Source organism: Steroidobacter sp., assembly GCF_036402275.1.
In the GTDB taxonomy this organism is placed as follows: domain Bacteria; phylum Pseudomonadota; class Gammaproteobacteria; order Steroidobacterales; family Steroidobacteraceae; genus Steroidobacter.
On sequence record NZ_DASWTF010000051.1, the window covers coordinates 43,835 to 63,189 of the forward strand.

A 19,355-nucleotide genomic window follows, 5' to 3' on the forward strand; every position below is an offset into this window, starting at 1 on the left:
TCACAGCAATGCTCCCGAACGCAGGCTCCAGCCGTCAGCTTCGCCGCCGTGAAGACAGAACGCGGGACCATCGCAACCCAGAACGCGAAGCGGCTTCGGCACGCGATAATGAGCCACGGCGCGCTGGATGACGTTCGCACGCTTGCGCAGCTCGCCGGAGGAGAGACTGAAGAGTCGCAAGCGATGGTGATGCTGTTTCGAAAATGTGTTCTGCCCGTGATAGGTGTAGAGATAGAGGTGTCCCCTGCCAATCAGCGGCGCCACGGGGACTGTGTCACAGAGCCGATCGAGGAAGAATGTGTCCTCGCCCTGTCGACAATAATCACCGCTCTCCGGGTAACGGCAACCGCTATCTTTGAACAGCATTACCGTCCCGGGCAGCAGTTGGTCACGAGCGGTGCGTCCACCCAACGTCCAATCGATCCATGTAAGCGCACGCTCCTCGTCGAGGTATTGCAGATGATCCGTGAGGAGGCAGGCACGTGCATGCTCACGCAACATGTGCTCGGACTGTAGCGTGAGTCGATCGGGGTGGTAGCAATCATCGTCATCCCACTGGCAGACGATCTCGCCGCGCGCCTGGTCGAGCGATACGTTGCGCAGCTGTCCGAGGCAGTGCGCCTCGCCCGCGACCTGGTGAAAACGGACGGAATCGCCAAGGCCCCGATCGCGCACATGGCGCTGCAGGGCATTTCGATACGCAGGGCTGTCGTCGGTCACGATGACCAGTTCCTTCGCGGGATAACTTTGGCGGGCGAAACAATCGATCGCTCGCTTGGCAAGCGCCAGGCGGTCACGAGTGACCATCAGACAGCTGATGAGTGGGCGCTCGTCGCCCGGCGCCGCGGAAGGCAACTCGAGTTTGGTCGGTGCTGGCGATGCCGATTCATCGAGGAAGGTAGTGACCTCGTCCACGAATCGCGCTCGTGCAAACCCGGCTGCCTCGAACAAGCGGCGCATCACGCCCGCTTCAAACGATCCATCGCGCAACAGACGCGCACGGAACGCTACCGGAGAATGAGCCGCCAGCGCCGCGCCACGCAGATCGAAATCGGCCTGATCGCACGCGGGCTCAGCGTCGCCGAGCCGACCGGACGGCCACAAAAACTGTCCGTAAGCGAGATCGCAGTTCGGATCGTCGAACGCGGCACACCACCTGGACAGCGTTTCGGGATGGGGTAAGCGATCGTAGGCTCGCAACGCAATCACGATCTCCTCGGCGAGGCAATGTTCCTCGACGACGCGGGCCAGGCAAGTCTCGAAATCGAACGATCGATCGTTGCTCACGAGACGGATCCGTTCGTGCTTCGAGATGAAGGCGTCGGTTTCCGGATCGGCGAACCCGCCGTTACGAACCAACGCGATCTCAAACGGCTCGATGCGCTGGCGCATCAGGCTGTCGAGACACGTATCCACCTCGCTGCCAGCACGACTCTGGATGACAACGACGCGGACCGGCTGGTCGCGACGCGCCGCGGGCGGACACGGGAAGCGCGCAGCGAGGCTGAAGCGCCGGTTTGTCAGCACGCGTTGGACGATGTCGGCAGGCAGCTCGTTCCTGCGCAACAGCCGGTTGCTAACATCGATCGCGCGGTCGAAGTCACCGACGCGGTGATACGCAACGGCAAGGTCGACTGCCGCTTTGTAGTCGTACACAGGTGTATCGATGAATAGACGATCGCCAGGCGGCCGACCGATTCGGGCAGCTCGCGCGAAGAATGAGAGCGCACGAGCATATTCGGCCGTCGCCTGATACATGGCTCCGAGCGCGTACAGCGGCTCCGCTCGCTGAGGATCGAATTCAACCGCGGCAAGATAGGCTCGCTCCACCTCCGCCGCCGATCCCCCCAATCGCTGCCGAATCCGCGCGATCTGATAGAGCGAGAACCACACCTCGTCGCGCCATCCACCCATTGCGATTCGCCGGTTGTACCAGTCGAGCGCCTGGCGAAAGTTGCCGGCGTCACGGTAACTCTGCGCCAGATAGAAGACAGTCCGCGGATTGTCAGGATCGACACGCAGAGCCTGCTCCAAAGCCGCCGCATCTCGGTCGTAAGTGCGCGGATCGCGGGCGCGCGCGCCATCCTTGTGATGAATCGTTCGCACGCCTGTTAGATGCCCTTCGGAGCGCGCGGCTTCGCAAACAGCGGCCTCGTGCACGACTCCTTCATAGCGCCACGGCAATGCGGATCGCAGAAGCATACGGCGCAGATAGATGTAGCTACCGTGGTGAAGATCAGCCGTGTATGAATCGGCATCGAGTGAAGGTAATGGACCGTCGAGCTCGAGCGTCTCGTCGGCATCGATGACCAGGACGTAATCCCCGCGCCCCAGCGCAAGCCCCAGTGCTTCCGTGCGATTGTGGGCGAAGCTGATCCAAGGTCGTTCGGCGAGCTCACCGGGAACTTCGCGCAGGTGCTCGCGGATGATGTCCTGCGTTCCGTCGGCCGAGCCCGTATCGACGATGACCCAGCGATCGATGACGCAACGAACCGAGTCGAGACAGCGCCGGATGACCGGCGCTTCGTCGCGAACGATCATGCACAGACAGATGTTTCTTCCCTGACTGTCCATGCCGTGTCAGCGCATGCGCACCGCCTTGGCGCGCGCTTCCTTCTCGATGCGCAGGATGGCTGCGCGATCGAGTCGCACGCCCAGGCGCTTGACCACCGGCGGATCGCAATCGAAGTTCGCCAGGCCATCTTCATCGACCGCCGCCCGGGCGAGAACCTTGCGGTCGCCGACGAGCTCGAGCGGCAGCCCGGCGCCCACCGGAATGCCTTCATCGCGCAGCAGAAGTACTCTGAACATATCCAGCTCCTATTCGATAACCGAATGCGTGATGCAGGCGCCGCTCAGCCGAGTTGTCCGGTCGGGCCGCCCACACCATCCGTCGGCCACTGCGAGTACGGCGGCAGATAGCTGAGGTCGGGGCCGGTCGCGCCGCTCGGGCCACGCGGTGGAGAGCCCACCTCGCCGGTGGCGCCGGGGTTCGGATCGATGTAACCGAACGTGATCATGCCGGCCTCCCACATCAGGATGGCGGTCGACCACACCCACCAGTCGTCAGTCCACGAGTAGTCGGCCTTGTTGGTCACGTCGTTGCGTCGCTCCACCACGTTGGTCTGCTCATTCAGACGGAACAACGGCGACCAGTTGCGCCGATCGTTCGGATCCACCGTGAGGTTCGGCACGTAGCCGGTGACGCCGAACGACACGGGCACTTTGTTCTGCTGGAACGCCTGCCATACGTCATCCATCGAAGCCTGACAGGCGCGACGCGCCATGAGCACGTTGGGATAGTTGGCTTTGTCACGAAACCGCTTGTCACCGTAGGTGACCCATTGATCGACGCGCGCGTTCGTCGCCCAAACGCCGAAGCGATTCTCCTCATCATGCATGCCTCGCGCGACCAGGCTGGCGAGATCCTGATACGAGAACCAGCCCTCCCCGGGAATGTAGACCGAGCCGCCCGGCTCTTCCTCATACAGCCTGCGTCGCGGCGTGCGCCGGTGACCGCCCGCGAAGAGATCGGTGAGGAAGTGGTCCGCAAAGGCGTTCGCCGCATAGGCCTGCGCCAGCAGCGTCGTCTGTTTTGCGGGATCCGTCTGCTGACGCGCCACCACAGCCATGCGTGCCGCGGTGATGTGTCCGGCCATATAGGCAGTCCACGCGTCGACACCGAAATGATCGAAGTTGGTCTTGGCAAGGGCGAGATAACGCCCACCGGTCACAGCATCCCATTTCTTCGACAGACTATCTCCCAACGCTCCGTAGGCTGCCGACGGCTGCTTGCCCTCGCTGAGCGCCTGGCGCACCGCGTTGAACTCCGTCGTAAGAATGTCGAGGATCGACGTCACTTGCGCGGGCGCCGCGGCGCTCTGCGCGAGCGATTGATAGTTTGCGAGGAACTGCGCCTGCTGCGCCTCCGGCCCGGGAGCCTTGCAGATCGGACGATCGGGGTCGCCGAAGAAGTCGCCGCCGAGGGCGACAATCTGGCCATAGCTCAACACCAAACCATTCGGCAGGTGGATCAGATAACTTTCCGCGGGCTGCGGACCGGCCGGAAACTGCAGCTGACAGCCTTGCACGATGATGACGTGCTCGCTGCTTTCGAATCGCACCCGTACCGGTGGACCGTCCGAGAAGGCCACCGGCCCATCTTCCGCACTGCTCACGACACTCGGCGGTGTGAAGCTACGCAAGCTTTCATGCAGCACAAAATCCAGCGGACGGAATTGCACCACGGGGAGCGTCGCACCGGGCGGCTGCGCAACTTCGACTCCATCCTCGTGCAGCAATTCGGCGATCGTACCTTCCGTGAGCGCCCCGACACTCGCCGCGGTGTGCGCCTGCGCAAGTGTTTCGAGCGATGGAGTGCGTACGGATAATTTTTCCGCAGTTGACATGGATGCTCACTCCCTTTGGCGTGAAATTCACTATGTGAGCTCGCCCCGAACTGACTTGTGACATCGGCCGTCGGCCTCCATGCCAGAAACATTTGATTTGTCGTTTGTCTCGATTCGAGCTCGTTGACTGTTGTCGCGCGCGATACTCAAGGCCGTGCGAGCGTAGGTGGCGACTATTGCACCGTCAATTTCGGCTATCCCCGCCGGACTGCGTCCGTTGCGGATCCGCCCGACGTTGGTCGAACAGTATCGGCGTGCGATGTCCGGGTTGCGGGTTAGCGAGCCGCACGAGCTAACAAGTCGACATACGCGATTTCAACCAGCGAGGACGATTGGATACCCAGCCGGTTCATCAGGGCATGCGCTTCACGCTCTCCGCTTTCGGCAGGCTCGAGGTCTTGCAGCACGACCTCGATCTCCAGGAAATCCCCCAGGCCCTCGACACGATCCAGGTGCAGGCGGGTTCTACCCACTAGATACAAAGTGCGCCGCTTGACGACACGGCCGGCCTGTCCATACGCCAGCGTCAATGCCTCACGCAAGCTGTCGGGACTCGCGGTCGGGGAGCGAATGTAAAAGGATTCTTTTGGACCTTGCTCGTTGGCGCGCCGATAGTAGATCAGCTCGCCTTCGGTAGCTGAAAAGGCGCGCAGTTTCAGCCGTCCGCCATCGCAGCGGAAGAACGTGTCGTCTTGTGAGATTTGGACTGGACCCTGCGTGGCCAACGCAGCTACGGCAGGTTCGAGCGCTTCGATGCTCTCGATGTGGGCCTTGATCTCGATATTGCGGGGCATGCCTGGATAGCGGATAACAACCAGGCGTCATGATACCTGAAGCGCGCGCCCTCCTTGCGCGCAACAAGTTTCCGCGTATCGTTCGCTTCGATCCGTTCAGGAGCACTGCGCATGAGTATTCGAACTTCACTGACTTGCTTCATCGCTCTCGCCGCCTTCGCCGGTGCGGCCGTAGCCGATCGCACAACGCTCGCAAAAGAGGTGAGCGACGCAGAGCAAGCCTTTGCCGCCACAATGGCGGCGCGCGATCACGTCGCGTTCACACGCCATCTCGCAGAGGACGCTGTGTTCTTCGACGGTGAGAAAGCGGTCCGGGGAAAAGCGGCGGTCGCCACGGCGTGGAAGGCGTTCTTCGATGGTCCGAATCCGCCGTTCTCCTGGAGTCCCGAAAGCGTGGAGGTGCTCGACTCCGGCACGCTAGCGTATAGCAGCGGTCCCGTGTTCGACGCCAATGGTAAGCGTGTAGCCACGTTCAATTCAGTCTGGCGCCGCGAGGCGGACGGCGCATGGCGCGTCGTTTTCGACAAGGGATGCAACGTATGCGACTGCAAGCAAGCGCAGCCGAGCAAGGCCGACACCCACAATTGATGCTGCTCTAGGGCGCGACGTCCGGTTCGCGCAGTGCCGGCAAGACGACCACCGTGGGATGCGAGCCCGCACGCACATCTCTGCGATCGAGCATTGCGGTGTTACCGAACAGGTCGATCTTCTGCGCGTCGCCGGCTAACGTGGCACGCGCGACCCATGCGGCTTCGCGCACCCCGCGCTCGAAAAGATAACTTGGCGGACCATTGGAAGTGACGAACGACGAATAGGTGCTGACGATCAGACGACGACCGCGAAATCCCAGCGCCGTGCCGAACACATTGCCCATCGGGTACTCGACGGCGTTCGGTTCGCCGATTTGCTGGCTCATGAGCCAGTCATCGTCGAGCCCCGTATACATGTACACCATGCCTCGCCCCACGCCCGACGGCGGCACTGCTCCCGGAGCGCTGACTGCGACGTTATATTCGTAGACCCCGACAGAATGGCCAAATCGCGTATTCGCACCGCCCGCCTCGGGCAGCAGCGTTTCAGCCAACGCCCATTGACCGTTACGGCGCTGGAAAATATACGCCGCGCCGGTCTCGCTGTTTTCCGCCGGCTTGCCGACCGCCACCGTCCATGCATGTAACGCCAATGACCGCTCGCCAGCGAAGAAACCGTCGCTCGGCGGCAGGATCCGACTTTCTTCAGTAAACAACCCGTCGCTGCCGCGGACATATATCGTGAATTGCGAAACCGTGTCGATCAGCACTCGATTGCCGTCTTTGGCCAGACTGTCGGCACATCGATCGATGACCTGTTTCACGCTCCAGCGCGTATCGTTGCGACCGAGCACGTGGGTCTGACAAATTTCGGGAACGTTCGGACCGTATTGAAAAGCGGTGACCACGATGTCGTCGCCGACCACCGCGATGGGAGCCCGATAACCGGCCGACGTATAGCCCGGCGGCAGCACACTGCGATTACGCAGAATGGCCTGCGCGTACCACGGACCGGCAGGAATGCGGCGATAGACGTGCACGACCGGCTCGAGCGCACCGATGGCGCCCAAGGTACTGCCGTCATACGACGGCGGGCCGAAGCACGAAAATTGATAACAATCGTTGGGCGCCGGCAAGCGCGGCACGAAGGTCGTGCGAATGTTCGGCAGAGTCTGGGCGATGGCGCTGCCCAGGCCTGTTGCCAGCAACAACACGACCATGGATGTGAAAAGTTTTGCCGGGGAACGGCTGGAACGAATCAAGCGCGGCGGGTCGACGTTGACCATGGGTCACTCCGTGATGTGGGCGCAAGTGAAGCGCCCCGCGGAGCCGTTCGCCATCGTGGTTTATCGCCGATCGCTCGATCACAGGGTGCGCAGAAAGAAATCCTGGGCGGTGGGCACGGCCTTCAGCCCGTCGTGGGCGCAGTTCGCGACCACCTCGCGGCGGACATCGAAACCCAGCGACTGGTAGTTCTTCAGCAATGTCATGCTTCGCTCGAATCGGTTCTTCCCCAGCCTGGCGTGGATGGCGGCGACCTCGCTTCCGCCGGGATAGGTGAACTCCTCGACGTCGTTGGCGCCGACGACGATCTGAATCGGTACGCGCCGGATCGCGGCGACATCGATCGATTGACCGAAGATGTCGCTGAAGTTCTTGGTTCCCGCCCAATAGTCGGTGGTTGAATCGATCAGGGTGATGCCCCCCGGCGCTCCTATGGACACAGCACGCAACTTGTCTGGCTGCAGGTACAGGAATCGGTGCGCGAAGTGGCCGCCGCCCGAATAGCCGAACAACGCAAACTTGCCGAAGTCGTGGCCGAGCGTGGCGGACACCTCGGCCACTATATTCAACAGCACGCGGTCATAGCGGATATCCCCTTCCCGCATGTACTTGTAACCGTCGGCGTTGCCATCGCCCAGCACGTTGGCCGGAAACAGAGGCGCGAGCAGGACGTACTTGTTGAACCGCGCGAAGTCCTGGAACGCGGCGCGATATTCCCACTGATTTCGGCCGCTGCCATGAACGAGAACTGCCAGCGGGTGGGCCTTCGGATCTTTTGCAAAGGATGGCGGAACATAGATGCACCAGGAAAACCGCGGATCCGCTTTCGATGCGTAAATCGAGGTGGGCCATCGCGCGGCGCCGTCGTCCGAAGACGCCGCCGGAGCACGTGATATTTGAGCGGACGCGGTCCTCGCCAGAGTCATACCTACTCCCGCCAGCCCGACTGCGGTGAGCAGCTGTCGTCGGTCCATGTTTCGATTCTCCAGACTGTCAGGTCAACTCGATATCCAGCAACCGCACGAACTGCTGGCCGCTGTGCATGTCGCGCTCCACCTCGCCGCCCTGGGGCGTGATGCGAGGATAGGAAACTTTGAGAATGTTCAGCTTCGGCACCCGAAACTGCTTCACCATGCCTGCGTCGATGCCGTAGAGCTTTGCAAAGACTGCAGGGCCGATCGCGCTGCTGCCCGCGAAGCGTTCGAAACTGTCCGGTCCATCGAAAAAGAAATCCACCGTCACCCAATAGGGCCCGGCGTTCTTGGAGCGCACATGGCAAACCTCTCGCACGCTAGGCATCAGCTCGCCCTCTCGGAATTCATATCGATCCACTCGGTCCGCACCAGCTCCATGGGGTCATCGACATCGACGACATGGTTGAGCTTGAACTCGTAGACAGCACCGCGCTCGATGTCCGCGGGCGTGAATGCAAAGCCGTAGCTAGGCATTTCGTGGTGACCTGGCATCGGCATGTGGAAGAAGAAGGGATTGCAAGCCTTGGCGATCTGCGTCGCGGTGTCCTGCGTTGCCGCGGTGGCAACGAACAGCACACCGACTTCGCGCGGCGCCGGCGTCCCGGCCGGGACGCGCTCGCCGGAAACTGCGTTCCAGCCATAAAGCCGTAGCGAGATGTGAAAATCGTCGGGCGCGAGACCCATCGTCTTCTTTACGCGATCGTAAAGCCCCTCGAGCATCCGTCGCTCGAACCCTTCCAGATCTCTGAGCACGATCGGGTCCTGGATCCCGACCAGCATGATGGTTTGGAAGCGACCGCTCGCTGCGCCTTCGAGCTTCATCGTGTATGGCTTTTCGCGCCACACGGAAGAAGTCACGCGGACCGTGCGGAATTCGGTCTGCACGTAGTCGGCCTCGGTTACATCCAGCACGCCACCAGGCTCGATCAGATGGAATGGGTTGCTGTTCTCGTACAGCATGTGCGCCGAGACGCTATGCGGCGTGCACCTGTTCACGGCATTGAGCGGTTCGACCTCGAAGCCCGACTCGTCGATGCGCAGTAGAACCCCCGAACCCGGAATCTCCTTCTCGGTGCATTGCGCGCCGCATTCCCCTATCTTGCCGGCATGCCAGCTCGCCCCCGGAGGAGCGCCCTTCATGAGAGCAAACGCCGCGATGACGGCTGTATCGGTGGTGCGTCCGCCGAGGATGATGTCAGCTCCCGCTTGAAGAGCCGCGATATACGGTTCCGGTCCCATCACCGCGACGATGTGCTCGCACGAATCGATCGTCTCGTCGGCGAGATCGCCGCAAGGAGGCAACGGCCGGATGCGGCCCGCCTTGTTCTTCGCCTTGACGGCTTCCCTGCTCTGCTCGGAGTAGAGCAACGCGATGCGCGGCCGGATGCCGAGCTCCCGCGCGACCTCGACTGCGATGTCGCGTGTCCAGTCGACGTTGAGATTGCCGCCGGCCTGCCCGCTCGTGCCGATGAGAATCGGAATCTTTGCCTCCGCTGCCGCCTTCATGAGGATGGTGAGATCGCGCTTCACGGCGCCGCGATTGTTCTTGGACATGCCTTTTGCAAGGTAGGCGGCGCCGCTGTCGGTCGAGCCGGCGTCGGAGGCAATGACCTGGGCGCCGCGTGAGATCCCATAGAGGATCTCCTCCTCGCGAACGCCGGCGCCAAGCGATCCGGTCGGGACCAGCACAATCCAACGACGCGAATGTTGTTCGGAATCCATGATGAGGTTTCTCTCCAGAATGGGCGTCAACGAATGGCCCCGGTGAGCGTCGCGGTGCCGATCAGAATGAGCGTGGCCAATGCGGCCCATTTGAAACTGAAGCGCTGTAACGCTGCGACGTCGCGGCCGATCAAACCCGCCATCAGATACAGGGCGGCGACGAGCGGACTGAGACCGTGGATCGGCATCGCCAGCAGCGAGGCGCGAGCGATGATCACCGGAGCGACGTTGTAGTGAGATGCTGTCTCCGCGATCACCGGCACGACGCCGAAGTAATATGCGTCGTTCGACAATGCGAAAGTCAGCGGTGCGCTCAGAAATCCGGTGATGACGCCGAGATAGGGACCGAGCTGCGCAGGCACGATCGTCATCACGCCCTGAGCCATCGCATCGGTCATGCCTGTGCCCGAGAGGATGCCGGTGAAGATGCCGGCCGCCAGAATGAGAATGGTGATCGGCAATGCATTCACGGCGTAGGCTTGCAGTCGCCCGCGCTGAAGCTCGAGATTCGGGTAGTTGATCATCAGTGCAATCGCAAAGCCGGTCATGAAGATCAGCGACAGCGGTGCAAACTGACCGATGACGGCGGCGAAGACGAGGATCGTCAGCGCGAGATTCACCCAGAAGAGTTGCGGGCGCGCGAGCGACTGGTCGCGCTCGATGGCAATGCCCGAGGGCGATTGCTCGATCTGCGTCGGCTGCAGGACGAGGCGCTTGCGTTCCTGCCGGCCCAGATGCCACGCGATCAGAACCGTGGACACGAGACCGACCACCATCGTCGGGATCAGTGGAATGAACACGTCCGAGAGATCGAGACGAAGCGCGGACGCAACCCTCGCAGTGGGACCGCCCCAAGGCGTCAGATTGGCGATCGTGCCCGCGAGTCCCATCAGCGTCGCGAGAATCAGCGGATTGATGCCGAGCCGGCGATAGACGGGCAGAAAGGCGGTAACCGTGATCAGCGCCGAGGTGGCGCCATCGCCATCGAGCGATACCAGGGCCGCCACGATCGCGGAGCCGACCGTCACTTTGACCGGGTCATCGCCAGCCAGGCGCAACACGGTGTTCACCAGCGGATCGAACAGCCCCGCATCGATCATCACCGCGAAATACAGCACCGCGAACAGCAGAGTCGTCGCCGTCGGCGCAAGCTTCGTTACGCCGCCAATGACCATCTCGCCGAGCTCCGCACCGTGTCCAGCGATCGAGCCGAACACGAGCGGGACCAGAATCAGCGCAACCAGGGCCGAGACCCGCTTGGTCATGATCAGGATCATGAAGGTCGCGATCATGAGATAACCGAGCAGCATCGCTGTAACGCTCAGAACGAGGCATTGAACGTGACGCCGAGCTGGCGCGGCGGGCCGTACTGCACGAAATGATAGTGCGCCGGCGCGCTGAACGTCTGCCAAGTGCGATACACCTCGTCCGTCAGGTTGTGTCCCCACAGCTGCACGGAAAGTTCGTCATTGATGTGATACGTGAGGCTGGCATTCCAAAGCGTACGAGGCACACGGTATTCGTTGAAGTCATTGAGGGAGTTTTCGAAGACTTCGCTCTGGTAATCCATCGTCACATCCAGACGCAGCCATCCCCATGCTTCGGACTGCGATGTTTGCAGGCCGACGTTGGTCACGACGGCATGTTCCGGTGTGCGGCTGAGGCGCTTGCCGACCCCGTCCGTGAACACCGGCGACCCGTCGGCAAGGAAGGCAGATGTTTGAATGAAGCGCGTGAAATGCGCATCCAGATACGCGTAGCGCACGGTCGCATCGAACCAATCCACCGGATTCACGGAGAGCTCGGTTTCGATACCCTCGATCTTCGCATCCGCAGTGTCGGTGACCACACGCGTTCCTGCAGGTCCCTGCGTGGCATCCGGAACGACCTTGATGGTCTGGAAGTCTCGATAATCCATGCGGAACACCGAGACATTCGCGCGCAGCGTGCCGTTCAACCAGTCCGACTTCACGCCGATCTCATAGTTGGTTGTTTTTTCCGGATCCGTCGCTCTTCGTGCGAGAACGTCGTTCGGCGGCTGCTCCGGGAACGCGCCGGACTTGAATCCCGTCGAGAGCGTTCCGAACACGAACACGTTGTCGTTGAAGCGATGATCAGCTCCGACGCGGTAAGTGAACACGCCCTCGTCGAAGATCCCTGGATCGGAGGCAGTGTCGTAGCTCACGGTCGGTGCGGCGATGGACCCCGTCAGTCGTCGAGCCGCATATTCCTTTCTTTCCTGTGTGTACCGGCCGCCAGCGAGCAGGCGCAGCCCCGAGGAGAACTGATACTGCGCCTCGCCGAACGCCGCATAGCTCTCGTTGGAAGAGTCTCCGAAGAAACGATTGACGGTCGTCGGCGTCGCGCTCTGCTGAGTTTCGCGCTCGCGATGCACTTCGTCGTTGTTGTAATAGACTCCGAGCACCCATGAAAGCGGGCCCTGCGAAATGGATGTGAGCCTGGATTCCAGCGAGTACGAGTCGGCCTCCTCGGGCGCGAGAATTTGCAGGCCTGTGACGACCACACCGTTCGCGACATTGCCCGCAGGATCGGTGTTGTCCAGATCGTTGGAAAAATCATAGTCGAGGGTTCGCCAGGCGGCAGTCGTGGTCCAGTCGGCGACACCCAGCGCCGGCGTATTGAATTCCGCGCGCAGACCGCCTGTTGTCGATTTGGTGTAACCGAGATGATCCGGGTTGGTGACGCGCGGATTGCTGAAGTCGGCATAGCCCCGTCCCGGGGTGAACGGATTGTTGATCAGGTTGAAGCGGGAACTATCCGACAGGTCCTGATCGGCAATGTCGCCGGAGATCAGCAAGCTCGCGCCGCCCGTGAATTCCGCACGCAACTGCACGCGGGCGGATTGCATGTCCTCGTCGTCTAACGCCCGGCCATCGGCGGTCTTGCGGAATCCATCGTTCTGCACCGAGCCGACCACGGCGCGCGCCGCCACGGAATCGGTGAGCGGCAAGTTGTACATCAGGTGGAGGTTCTTCTGCCCGAACTCGCCGAAGCCCAGGCTGGCCGAACCCTGCCTTTCATTGGTCGGCTTGGCGGTAATGAAGTTGATCGCGCCGGCCGCGACGTTCTTACCCCACAACGTGCCTTGCGGCCCCTTCAGGATCTCGACTCGCTCCATGTCGTAGAAGTCGATGCCGAGCATCGCGGCTCGGCCGAGATACACTCCGTCCAGAAAGGCGACCGACGACGGATCGCCGCCGGCGCCCTGGTTGCTGCTACCGATGCCTCTGAAGACGGGGCGCGGCGCGGATTTCGGAAACGTGTCGAAGTTGATGCCGGGAGTGGCTTGAGCGAGTCGCGTGAAATCGGAGATGCCCTTCTCCTGCAAGTCCTCTCCGGAAAACGCCGTCAGCGTGACGGGCGTGCTCTGGACGTCTTCCTCGCGCCGGCGCGCTGTGACCACGATGACCTCCAGCCTGCCATGATCCTGGGTCGCGTCTGGCGCCTCGCTCGATGCTTCAGCCCCCGATTGTGCGAATGCTGTAGGCGCCAGGACAAACGCGAGCGTGGACGTCGCGCAAAGCGCGCGCTTTGAGTTAGTCATTTTATGATTCCCCCTTGACGAGCCCAGCTTGCTCGCGCCCGTGCCCCGATACCTGCAACCAGGGTTGCATTCCCCTGAAAAATGACCTTTGATCGTACGGCGCCCGGCGCGCCCCCCTGACGAGGGAACCATGACCGGATTTCTCAGCTCGGAAAATTGGATCAGCGAATTACCTGCCCGCGTACGCAGCGCCGTCGAAACCAGGATGATCACGATCGAAGTGCCGGCGGGCGCCACCTTCAGGCGCACGGGTGAGACTGCCGATGGTTTGTTTCAAGTGCAGAAGGGCTATCTGCGCCTGCTGGGTCTTCACAGCGATGGCCGGCAGATCCTCATATTGATCTACCGCGACGGCAACACGTTCGGCGAAACGGCCGTGGTGGCGAAAAGACCTTTGAATCACACCACCGTCGCTTTGACGGATACTCGCGTCAACCAGGTTCCCCTTGCGGACTTTTGGGATCTCTATCGCACGCACCCCGAAATCCCGGAGTCGCTGTGCCGCAAGTTCGCTCACAACATATCCAAGAGTTTCGTCCGGCGAGAGTTGCGAGCCACACTCAGGCTGCGCGGACAGATCGCGAAGATGTTCACTAACATCGCCGAGTTTTGCGGAGAACCCGCCGGCGCGGGCTGGCTGCGTTGCTCACTTCCCATCACCCATACAGACATCGCCGAACACCTCGAGGTAACGAGGCAGGCCGTGCAGCGTGAGATGAGCGCGATGAGCGATGCCGGCGTTCTGCAGAAACGCGGCGGACACTGGTATCTCAGAGCTGGCGAGTTGGAGCGAGAGAGTCTGCTCGAGCCGATCGCTTGCAGCGCTCTTTAGCGGGACGCCGGCGAAGCCTAGGCAGGCCGCAGAGCGATAGCGGCAAAGAACGGCTCCAACGTTTGCTGCCGCTCCAGGGTCCAGGCAATGTCGAGAACTTTACGTAGCTGTTGGTCCGCAAATCGCGATCCGGCGAAGTCTCGAAACTTCCGCTCGATCTGCGCGTCGGCGACGCGAGGCAGCGCATTGTCCTTGGTCCCCAGTTCCTTGGAGAGAATCCGGCCGCTGTGAGTCTTGATCGTTACTCGATTGGCGAGCGACGGCATCTGCGCAGCCAGCTCGGGATCCTCTCGCACCGTGATCTTGTCGATGACCTCCAGAACGCGCGGATCCGCGAGATCCGCCCCGTCGTAACTCGCCCGCGTGATCGTGCCGTCGATCAGGGCCTTGGCCACTGTGTAGGGCAGGCTGTGATCGGCTGTTTCGCGCGTCGTGGGTCGCCACTTGGCCCGGTCCTTCGCCAGAAAATTGTAGCCGACATCGGTCGTGCCGATTTCAATGGCAGCGATATCCTCGAGGCTCGTTAGCTCCTCACGCAAGCCAATGGCCGCCATCACCGCGGTCTGCATCTCGCCATTCGTCGGATACGGCTTGGTCAGCGCGCGCATGATCTGAAAATCGCCGTTCTCGCGATTCCCGAAACCCTCCACGTCGAGCTCGAACGGGCCAGTGACCTGCTTGAAGAATCCCATCTCCCCTTCGAAGATATTGCTCGGGCCCGTCATGCCGTGCCTGGCCAAGTAGGCGCAGAACACCGCGTTACGCGACGCGTTTGCAGCCGACGCTCCCTTCCATCCGGAGAGTTCGCCCGAGCGCACCTGCCGTAGCGCGATGTGGCCGTTGAGCGCCATGCCGAGTGCGTGGACAAGTTGCATCTTCGACAAATCGAGCAGTTTGCCGACCGCCATCGTAGTGGCCACGGTGACGAAATTCACATGATCCCAGCCACGACGAAACAGCGATGCGGCGTCCTGCAAGCGCATTTGAATTTCGTAGGCGATGACCATCGCGACGATCAGGTCTTTACCATTCACGCCTTCGGCCTGCGCCACGGCGAGACAGGCGGGGATGTTGTCGCTGGGATGCCCCGGCTCGAGATTGAAATAGCCGTCGTTGTAATCGAGAAACCGCACCATCGTCGCATTCAGAAATGCGGCTGCGTCGGGCGTCACCCTCATGCGATCGAAGAGCACGGTGGATGCGCCCGCCGGCAACGTCGCCAGATAAGCGCGGATGCTGCGGACCGGCTCGCTGTCGATCGCGCCCAACGCGCAACCGATGGTGTCTACCACGCGCTGTCGCGAAGCATGGATCACGCGATCCGGAAGATCGTCGTAGGTAAGTGAAATCGTATAGTCGGCAAGACGTTCGGCAAGCAGCAAGACAACTCTCCCCTAACGAACACGCGCTCGGACCATTGCGGCGACAGATTGCAGCCAAGGCTGTCGCTCCCAATGCCTGCGCTCGAATTCCGTAATGGCGTTGGCATGCGCGAGCGAGGCGCCGATGAGATCCAGCCCGTCCAGAAACATCTGGCGGTGACGTGCGGACAGATTGAACCGAGCCGTGTGCGTAGCGCTGGAAACTTGTAAGCGCTGGATATCGATGGACATCGAATTGGTCTCGGGCGCCTCGACATCGCGCGTGAAGCGGTCCACGTCAGTCTGAGAGACGACGACCGGCAATAGCCCGTTGTTCATGGCGTTCGAATAGAAAATCTCGCCAAAGCTCGGCGCGATCACGGCGCGGATACCAAACTGCAGCAGGCCCCACACTGCATGCTCGCGGCTGGAGCCGCAGCCGAAGTTTTCCGCGGCGACCAGGATCCGACACGCGGCGTACTGCGCACGATTGAGAACGAAATCCCTGCGTGGCTCGCCCTCGCCATCGAATCGCAAGTCATAGAGCACGCCACGATCGAGGCCCGATTTGTCGATGCCCCGCAGGAACTGCTTCGGCATGATCTGATCGGTGTCGAGATTGGCGATCGGCAATGCGGCGGCTACACCCGCGATCGTTGTCTCTTTAATCACGCGCCTGCTCCAGCTTGCGAACGTCCGTAATACAGCCGGTGATGGCCGCGGCGGCGGCCATCGCCGGACTCATCAGATGCGTGCGCCCTGCGCGCCCCTGACGCCCCTCGAAATTGCGATTGGTCGTCGAGGCACAACGTTCACCCGGTCGCAGTACGTCGTCGTTCATCGCCAGGCACATGGAACATCCCGGCTGCCGCCATTCGAACCCGGCAGCGATCAGAGCGGCGGCGATACCTTCCGCCTCTGCCTGATCGCGCACGGCACCCGAGCCGGGAACCACCATGGCGCGCACGCGCGGATCTACCTTCCGCCCACGCACTACCTTGGCGACCTCTCGCAAATCTTCGATTCGAGCATTGGTGCAAGAGCCAATGAACACGCGGTCGATCGCCAACCCTTCCAGCGAAGCGCCCGACTCGAGCCCGATGTATCGCAGCGCTCTGTCCGCAGCATCGCGTTGCTGAGGCGTCTTTGCCTTGTCGGGGTCCGGGACGCGCTCATCGATGGAAATCGATTGATCGGGACTGGTGCCCCAGGTCACACGAGGGCCGATGTTCCCGGCATCGAACTGAAATTCCGCGTCAAAGCGCGCATCGTCGTCCGAGCGAAGCGTGCGCCACTGTTCTATTGCTCGCGGCAGGTGCCTCTTCATGTCGTGGGCCCGCGCCGAAACATAGTCGATGGTCACCTCGTCCGGCGCGATCACGGCGCTGCGCGCCCCCGCCTCCACTGCCATGTTACAAAGAGTCATCCGCGCTTCGACCGACAACGAGGATATTCCCTCCCCCACGAACTCCACTACAAAACCTCGTGCACCTTGTGCACCGATGCTCGCGATGATCTGAAGTACCAGATCCTTAGCGGTGCAGCCGACGGCAAGGCGCCCGTCGACGCGAATGCGCATGTTCTTTGCCACTCGATGCACCAGCGTCTGAGTCGCGAGCACGTGTTCGACTTCCGACGTGCCGATGCCGAAGCCGAGCGCGCCGAAGGCGCCATAGGTGGTCGTGTGACTGTCACCGCACAACACCACCATGCCGGGGCGAATCATTCCCAACTCGGGCGCGATGACATGCTCGATGCCTTGCAATGGGTCGTTGGTGTCGAACAGCGCGATGCCATGCAGCTCGCAGTTGCGCGCCAGGTTGCTTGCCTGTAATGCGGACGCTTCATCCAGGATCACCCGATGTTTGAGCGGATGCGTCGGAATGATGTGATCGACCACCGCGACGTTCTGCCACGGCCTGCGCACCGGCGCTCTCCGTTCTCGCAGCCCGGCGAAGGCTTGTGGACTGGTGTACTCGTTCATGATGTGAAGGTCGGCGTAGAGCAGGACGTGCTCTTCGTCCAGGCGCAGCACGGTGTGGCTGTCGACCAGCTTGTCGTAGAGAGTTCGCGGCATGAAGTACGAAGTGTCAGGTCGCGTAGGAAGAATCGAGCCGATCGAGCATGCGCAACAGCCCCGGCCACACCAGCGTTCCGCCGAGCGAACGTGTCACCATCGCGGCTTGCGCCTGCGCGCCGGCGATCAGCGCCGCCGGGATGGGCGTCAGCTCCGAGCCGCCCGCTTGAGCACGAATCTGGATGTTGCAAGCGGCCTCAAATATATACATCGCGAGGAACGCATCTGCGATGCTGGGGCCGACAGTCAGCAGACCATGATTGCGTAGCATGAAAAACGTCTTGTCACCGAGATCGGCCACCAGCCGGGGCTTTTCCTCGTCGTTCAGAGCCACGCCTTCATAATCGTGATACGCGAGGCTGGCCAGGACGAACATCGATTGCTGTGAAATCGGCAGCACGCCGTGGCGCTGAGCGGAGACCGCGATGCCGTTCAGACTGTGGACATGCAACACACACTGCGCATCGTGACGGGCCGAATGCACGGCGGAGTGAATAACGAAGCCCGCGGGATTCACTGGAAAGGGCGAATCGTCCAGCTTCTCCCCCGCCACCCCGACCTTCACCAGCGAGGACGCCGTTATCTCCTCGAACATCATGCCGTACGGATTGATGAGGAACTGGTCTTTTACGCCAGGCACCCGGGCGCTGATGTGCGTGAACACCAGGTCGCTCCAGCCGAAGCGCGCGACGAGGCGATAGCAGGCGGCGAGATCGACGCGAGTCTGCCATTCCTCGGCGGAGACGCGATCTTGAAGGCTCGGCATCGAAAGCTTGCTGGCGGCGCTCATGAGCTGGCTTCCAAAAGTTTGGGCTTCTGTGTGCGGCCATCCGCGACGATGCATTCCGACGGCGGATCCGATCCATTCAGCACGGCGACCACGCAGCGCGCGGCGATCATGTTGGTGCGGTCGAGCCCTTCCCGTGTCGATGCGCCGGAGTGTGGCTGGGCAATGACGTTCGGCATGGACGCCAGTTCCTGCGTCACGTGCTGGTAGCTGGGATCGGATTCGCTCATGAAAACATCGAGGCCCGCCCCCGCCAGCGCTTTGCGCTCCAGCGCCAGCAACAGATCGCGATCTTCAACCAGGCCGCCGCGCGCGGTGTTTATTAGAAACGCCGTCGGCTTCATCAAACGAATCGTTTCCTCCCGGATCAGGAAGCGTGTCTCGGGCGTCAGCGGCGCATGCAAGGTCACGTAGTCACTTTGTGACAGCACGGCCTCGAGATCCGCGTACTCGAAACCGAGGCGCGCCGCGAGCTCTGCGTCCTGTCGCGGAGCGTGGACTAACACCTTGCACTCGAAGGCCGCCAGGCGCTTCACCACGCTGCGCCCAATTCGGCCGAGCCCGATGACGCCGACAGTCTTTCGATAGAGATCCGTGCCGAGCGGAATCGCCCAGGAACCTCGACCGATGCCGGCCTGCCCCTCGCGGAACCGGCGCCCTAGCGCCAGCATCATGCCGATCGTCTGATCGGCGACCGTGGCGTCGTTGCCACCGGCCGCGATGGTTGCAACACGCCCGAGCTCACGAATCGCAGCGACATCCACGCGCTCGTAACCGACGCCCCGCCGGGACACGATTTTCAGCTCCGGCAAGGCCAGCAGCAGATCGCGCGTCACGCGCGCATGACCGACGATCCAACCCGCTGCGCCTTGCAACCACTCTCGAAGCACTGCCTCGGGGACATCACCATCGGCTTTGCCTGGAGGCAACTCGGCAACCGTCACTGCGCAGTGGTTCTGGCGCAAGTAATCCATGGTCGCTTCATCGAAGAAGCGCTGCGTAACGACGACTTTGTACATG

The 19,355-nt window shown here is 61.8% G+C and carries 17 protein-coding genes; 2 read left to right on the forward strand and 15 right to left on the reverse strand.

Features of this window, described 5'->3' with window-relative positions; all coding sequences use genetic code 11:
• The 4 genes from VGD45_RS29740 to VGD45_RS29755 all read right to left on the reverse strand — a co-directional run bounded on the left by VGD45_RS29740 (nt 1) and on the right by VGD45_RS29755 (nt 5,203).
• The gene (locus VGD45_RS29740) at nt 1–2,574 is read right to left on the reverse strand and encodes a glycosyltransferase (RefSeq protein ID WP_331159035.1); all 2,574 of its coding nucleotides are present in this window, start codon (nt 2,572–2,574) and stop codon (nt 1–3) included.
• Between the two features lie 6 nt (nt 2,575–2,580).
• Nucleotides 2,581–2,811, reverse strand: coding sequence for a hypothetical protein (locus VGD45_RS29745; protein WP_331159036.1), 231 nt, complete (start codon nt 2,809–2,811; stop codon nt 2,581–2,583).
• A gap of 44 nt (nt 2,812–2,855) precedes the next feature.
• A complete protein-coding gene (locus tag VGD45_RS29750; RefSeq protein ID WP_331159037.1) occupies nt 2,856–4,409 on the reverse strand; it encodes a hypothetical protein in 1,554 nt (517 codons plus the stop codon).
• Between the two features lie 275 nt (nt 4,410–4,684).
• Nucleotides 4,685–5,203: a class IV adenylate cyclase gene (locus tag VGD45_RS29755; protein WP_331159038.1), complete on the reverse strand. Its 519-nt coding sequence runs from the start codon at nt 5,201–5,203 to the stop codon at nt 4,685–4,687.
• Between the two features lie 111 nt (nt 5,204–5,314).
• Here VGD45_RS29755 and VGD45_RS29760 point away from each other — a divergent pair, with 111 nt between their 5' ends.
• On the forward strand, nt 5,315–5,791 hold the full coding sequence (locus tag VGD45_RS29760) for a YybH family protein (RefSeq protein WP_331159039.1): 477 nt from the start codon (nt 5,315–5,317) through the stop codon (nt 5,789–5,791).
• A gap of 7 nt (nt 5,792–5,798) precedes the next feature.
• Here the strand turns inward: VGD45_RS29760 and VGD45_RS29765 are convergent, their stop codons facing one another.
• From VGD45_RS29765 to VGD45_RS29790, 6 genes are all read right to left on the reverse strand, one after another.
• Nucleotides 5,799–7,019 carry a hypothetical protein gene (locus tag VGD45_RS29765; protein WP_331159040.1) on the reverse strand — a complete coding sequence of 407 codons (1,221 nt, stop codon included), beginning with the start codon at nt 7,017–7,019 and terminating at the stop codon, nt 5,799–5,801.
• Between the two features lie 78 nt (nt 7,020–7,097).
• Nucleotides 7,098–7,991, reverse strand: coding sequence for a hypothetical protein (locus VGD45_RS29770; RefSeq protein WP_331159041.1), 894 nt, complete (start codon nt 7,989–7,991; stop codon nt 7,098–7,100).
• A gap of 19 nt (nt 7,992–8,010) precedes the next feature.
• On the reverse strand, nt 8,011–8,316 hold the full coding sequence (locus tag VGD45_RS29775; protein WP_331159042.1) for a DUF4387 domain-containing protein: 306 nt from the start codon (nt 8,314–8,316) through the stop codon (nt 8,011–8,013).
• Nucleotides 8,316–9,713: an acyclic terpene utilization AtuA family protein gene (locus VGD45_RS29780; RefSeq protein ID WP_331159043.1), complete on the reverse strand. Its 1,398-nt coding sequence runs from the start codon at nt 9,711–9,713 to the stop codon at nt 8,316–8,318. Before VGD45_RS29780 ends, VGD45_RS29775 begins: the two co-directional genes overlap by 1 nt.
• Nucleotides 9,714–9,739: 26 nt before the next feature.
• Nucleotides 9,740–11,023 (reverse strand): citrate:proton symporter, encoded by a 1,284-nt coding sequence (locus VGD45_RS29785; protein WP_331159044.1) that lies wholly within the window; start codon nt 11,021–11,023, stop codon nt 9,740–9,742.
• An 11-nt stretch (nt 11,024–11,034) separates the two neighbouring features.
• Nucleotides 11,035–13,278: a TonB-dependent receptor gene (locus VGD45_RS29790; RefSeq protein WP_331159045.1), complete on the reverse strand. Its 2,244-nt coding sequence runs from the start codon at nt 13,276–13,278 to the stop codon at nt 11,035–11,037.
• 130 nt (nt 13,279–13,408) lie between these two features.
• Between VGD45_RS29790 and VGD45_RS29795 the strand changes: the two genes are divergently transcribed.
• Nucleotides 13,409–14,110 carry a Crp/Fnr family transcriptional regulator gene (locus VGD45_RS29795; protein WP_331159046.1) on the forward strand — a complete coding sequence of 234 codons (702 nt, stop codon included), beginning with the start codon at nt 13,409–13,411 and terminating at the stop codon, nt 14,108–14,110.
• Between the two features lie 17 nt (nt 14,111–14,127).
• On the opposite strand, the gene VGD45_RS29800 is transcribed toward VGD45_RS29795, so the two are convergent.
• From VGD45_RS29800 to VGD45_RS29820, 5 genes are read right to left on the reverse strand one after another with little or no spacing between them, the layout of a single operon-like run.
• A complete protein-coding gene (locus VGD45_RS29800; RefSeq protein WP_331159047.1) occupies nt 14,128–15,492 on the reverse strand; it encodes an MmgE/PrpD family protein in 1,365 nt (454 codons plus the stop codon).
• Nucleotides 15,493–15,504: 12 nt separating this feature from the next.
• Nucleotides 15,505–16,143: a 3-isopropylmalate dehydratase small subunit gene (gene leuD, locus VGD45_RS29805; protein WP_331159048.1), complete on the reverse strand. Its 639-nt coding sequence runs from the start codon at nt 16,141–16,143 to the stop codon at nt 15,505–15,507.
• A complete protein-coding gene (gene leuC / locus VGD45_RS29810) occupies nt 16,136–17,548 on the reverse strand; it encodes a 3-isopropylmalate dehydratase large subunit (protein WP_331159049.1) in 1,413 nt (470 codons plus the stop codon). Before leuC ends, leuD begins: the two co-directional genes overlap by 8 nt.
• 13 nt (nt 17,549–17,561) lie before the next feature.
• Nucleotides 17,562–18,338, reverse strand: a complete 777-nt coding sequence (locus tag VGD45_RS29815; protein ID WP_331159050.1) for a class II aldolase/adducin family protein — start codon at nt 18,336–18,338, stop codon at nt 17,562–17,564.
• A complete protein-coding gene (locus tag VGD45_RS29820; protein WP_331159051.1) occupies nt 18,335–19,354 on the reverse strand; it encodes a phosphoglycerate dehydrogenase in 1,020 nt (339 codons plus the stop codon). Before VGD45_RS29820 ends, VGD45_RS29815 begins: the two co-directional genes overlap by 4 nt.
• Nucleotide 19,355 lies beyond the last annotated feature (1 nt).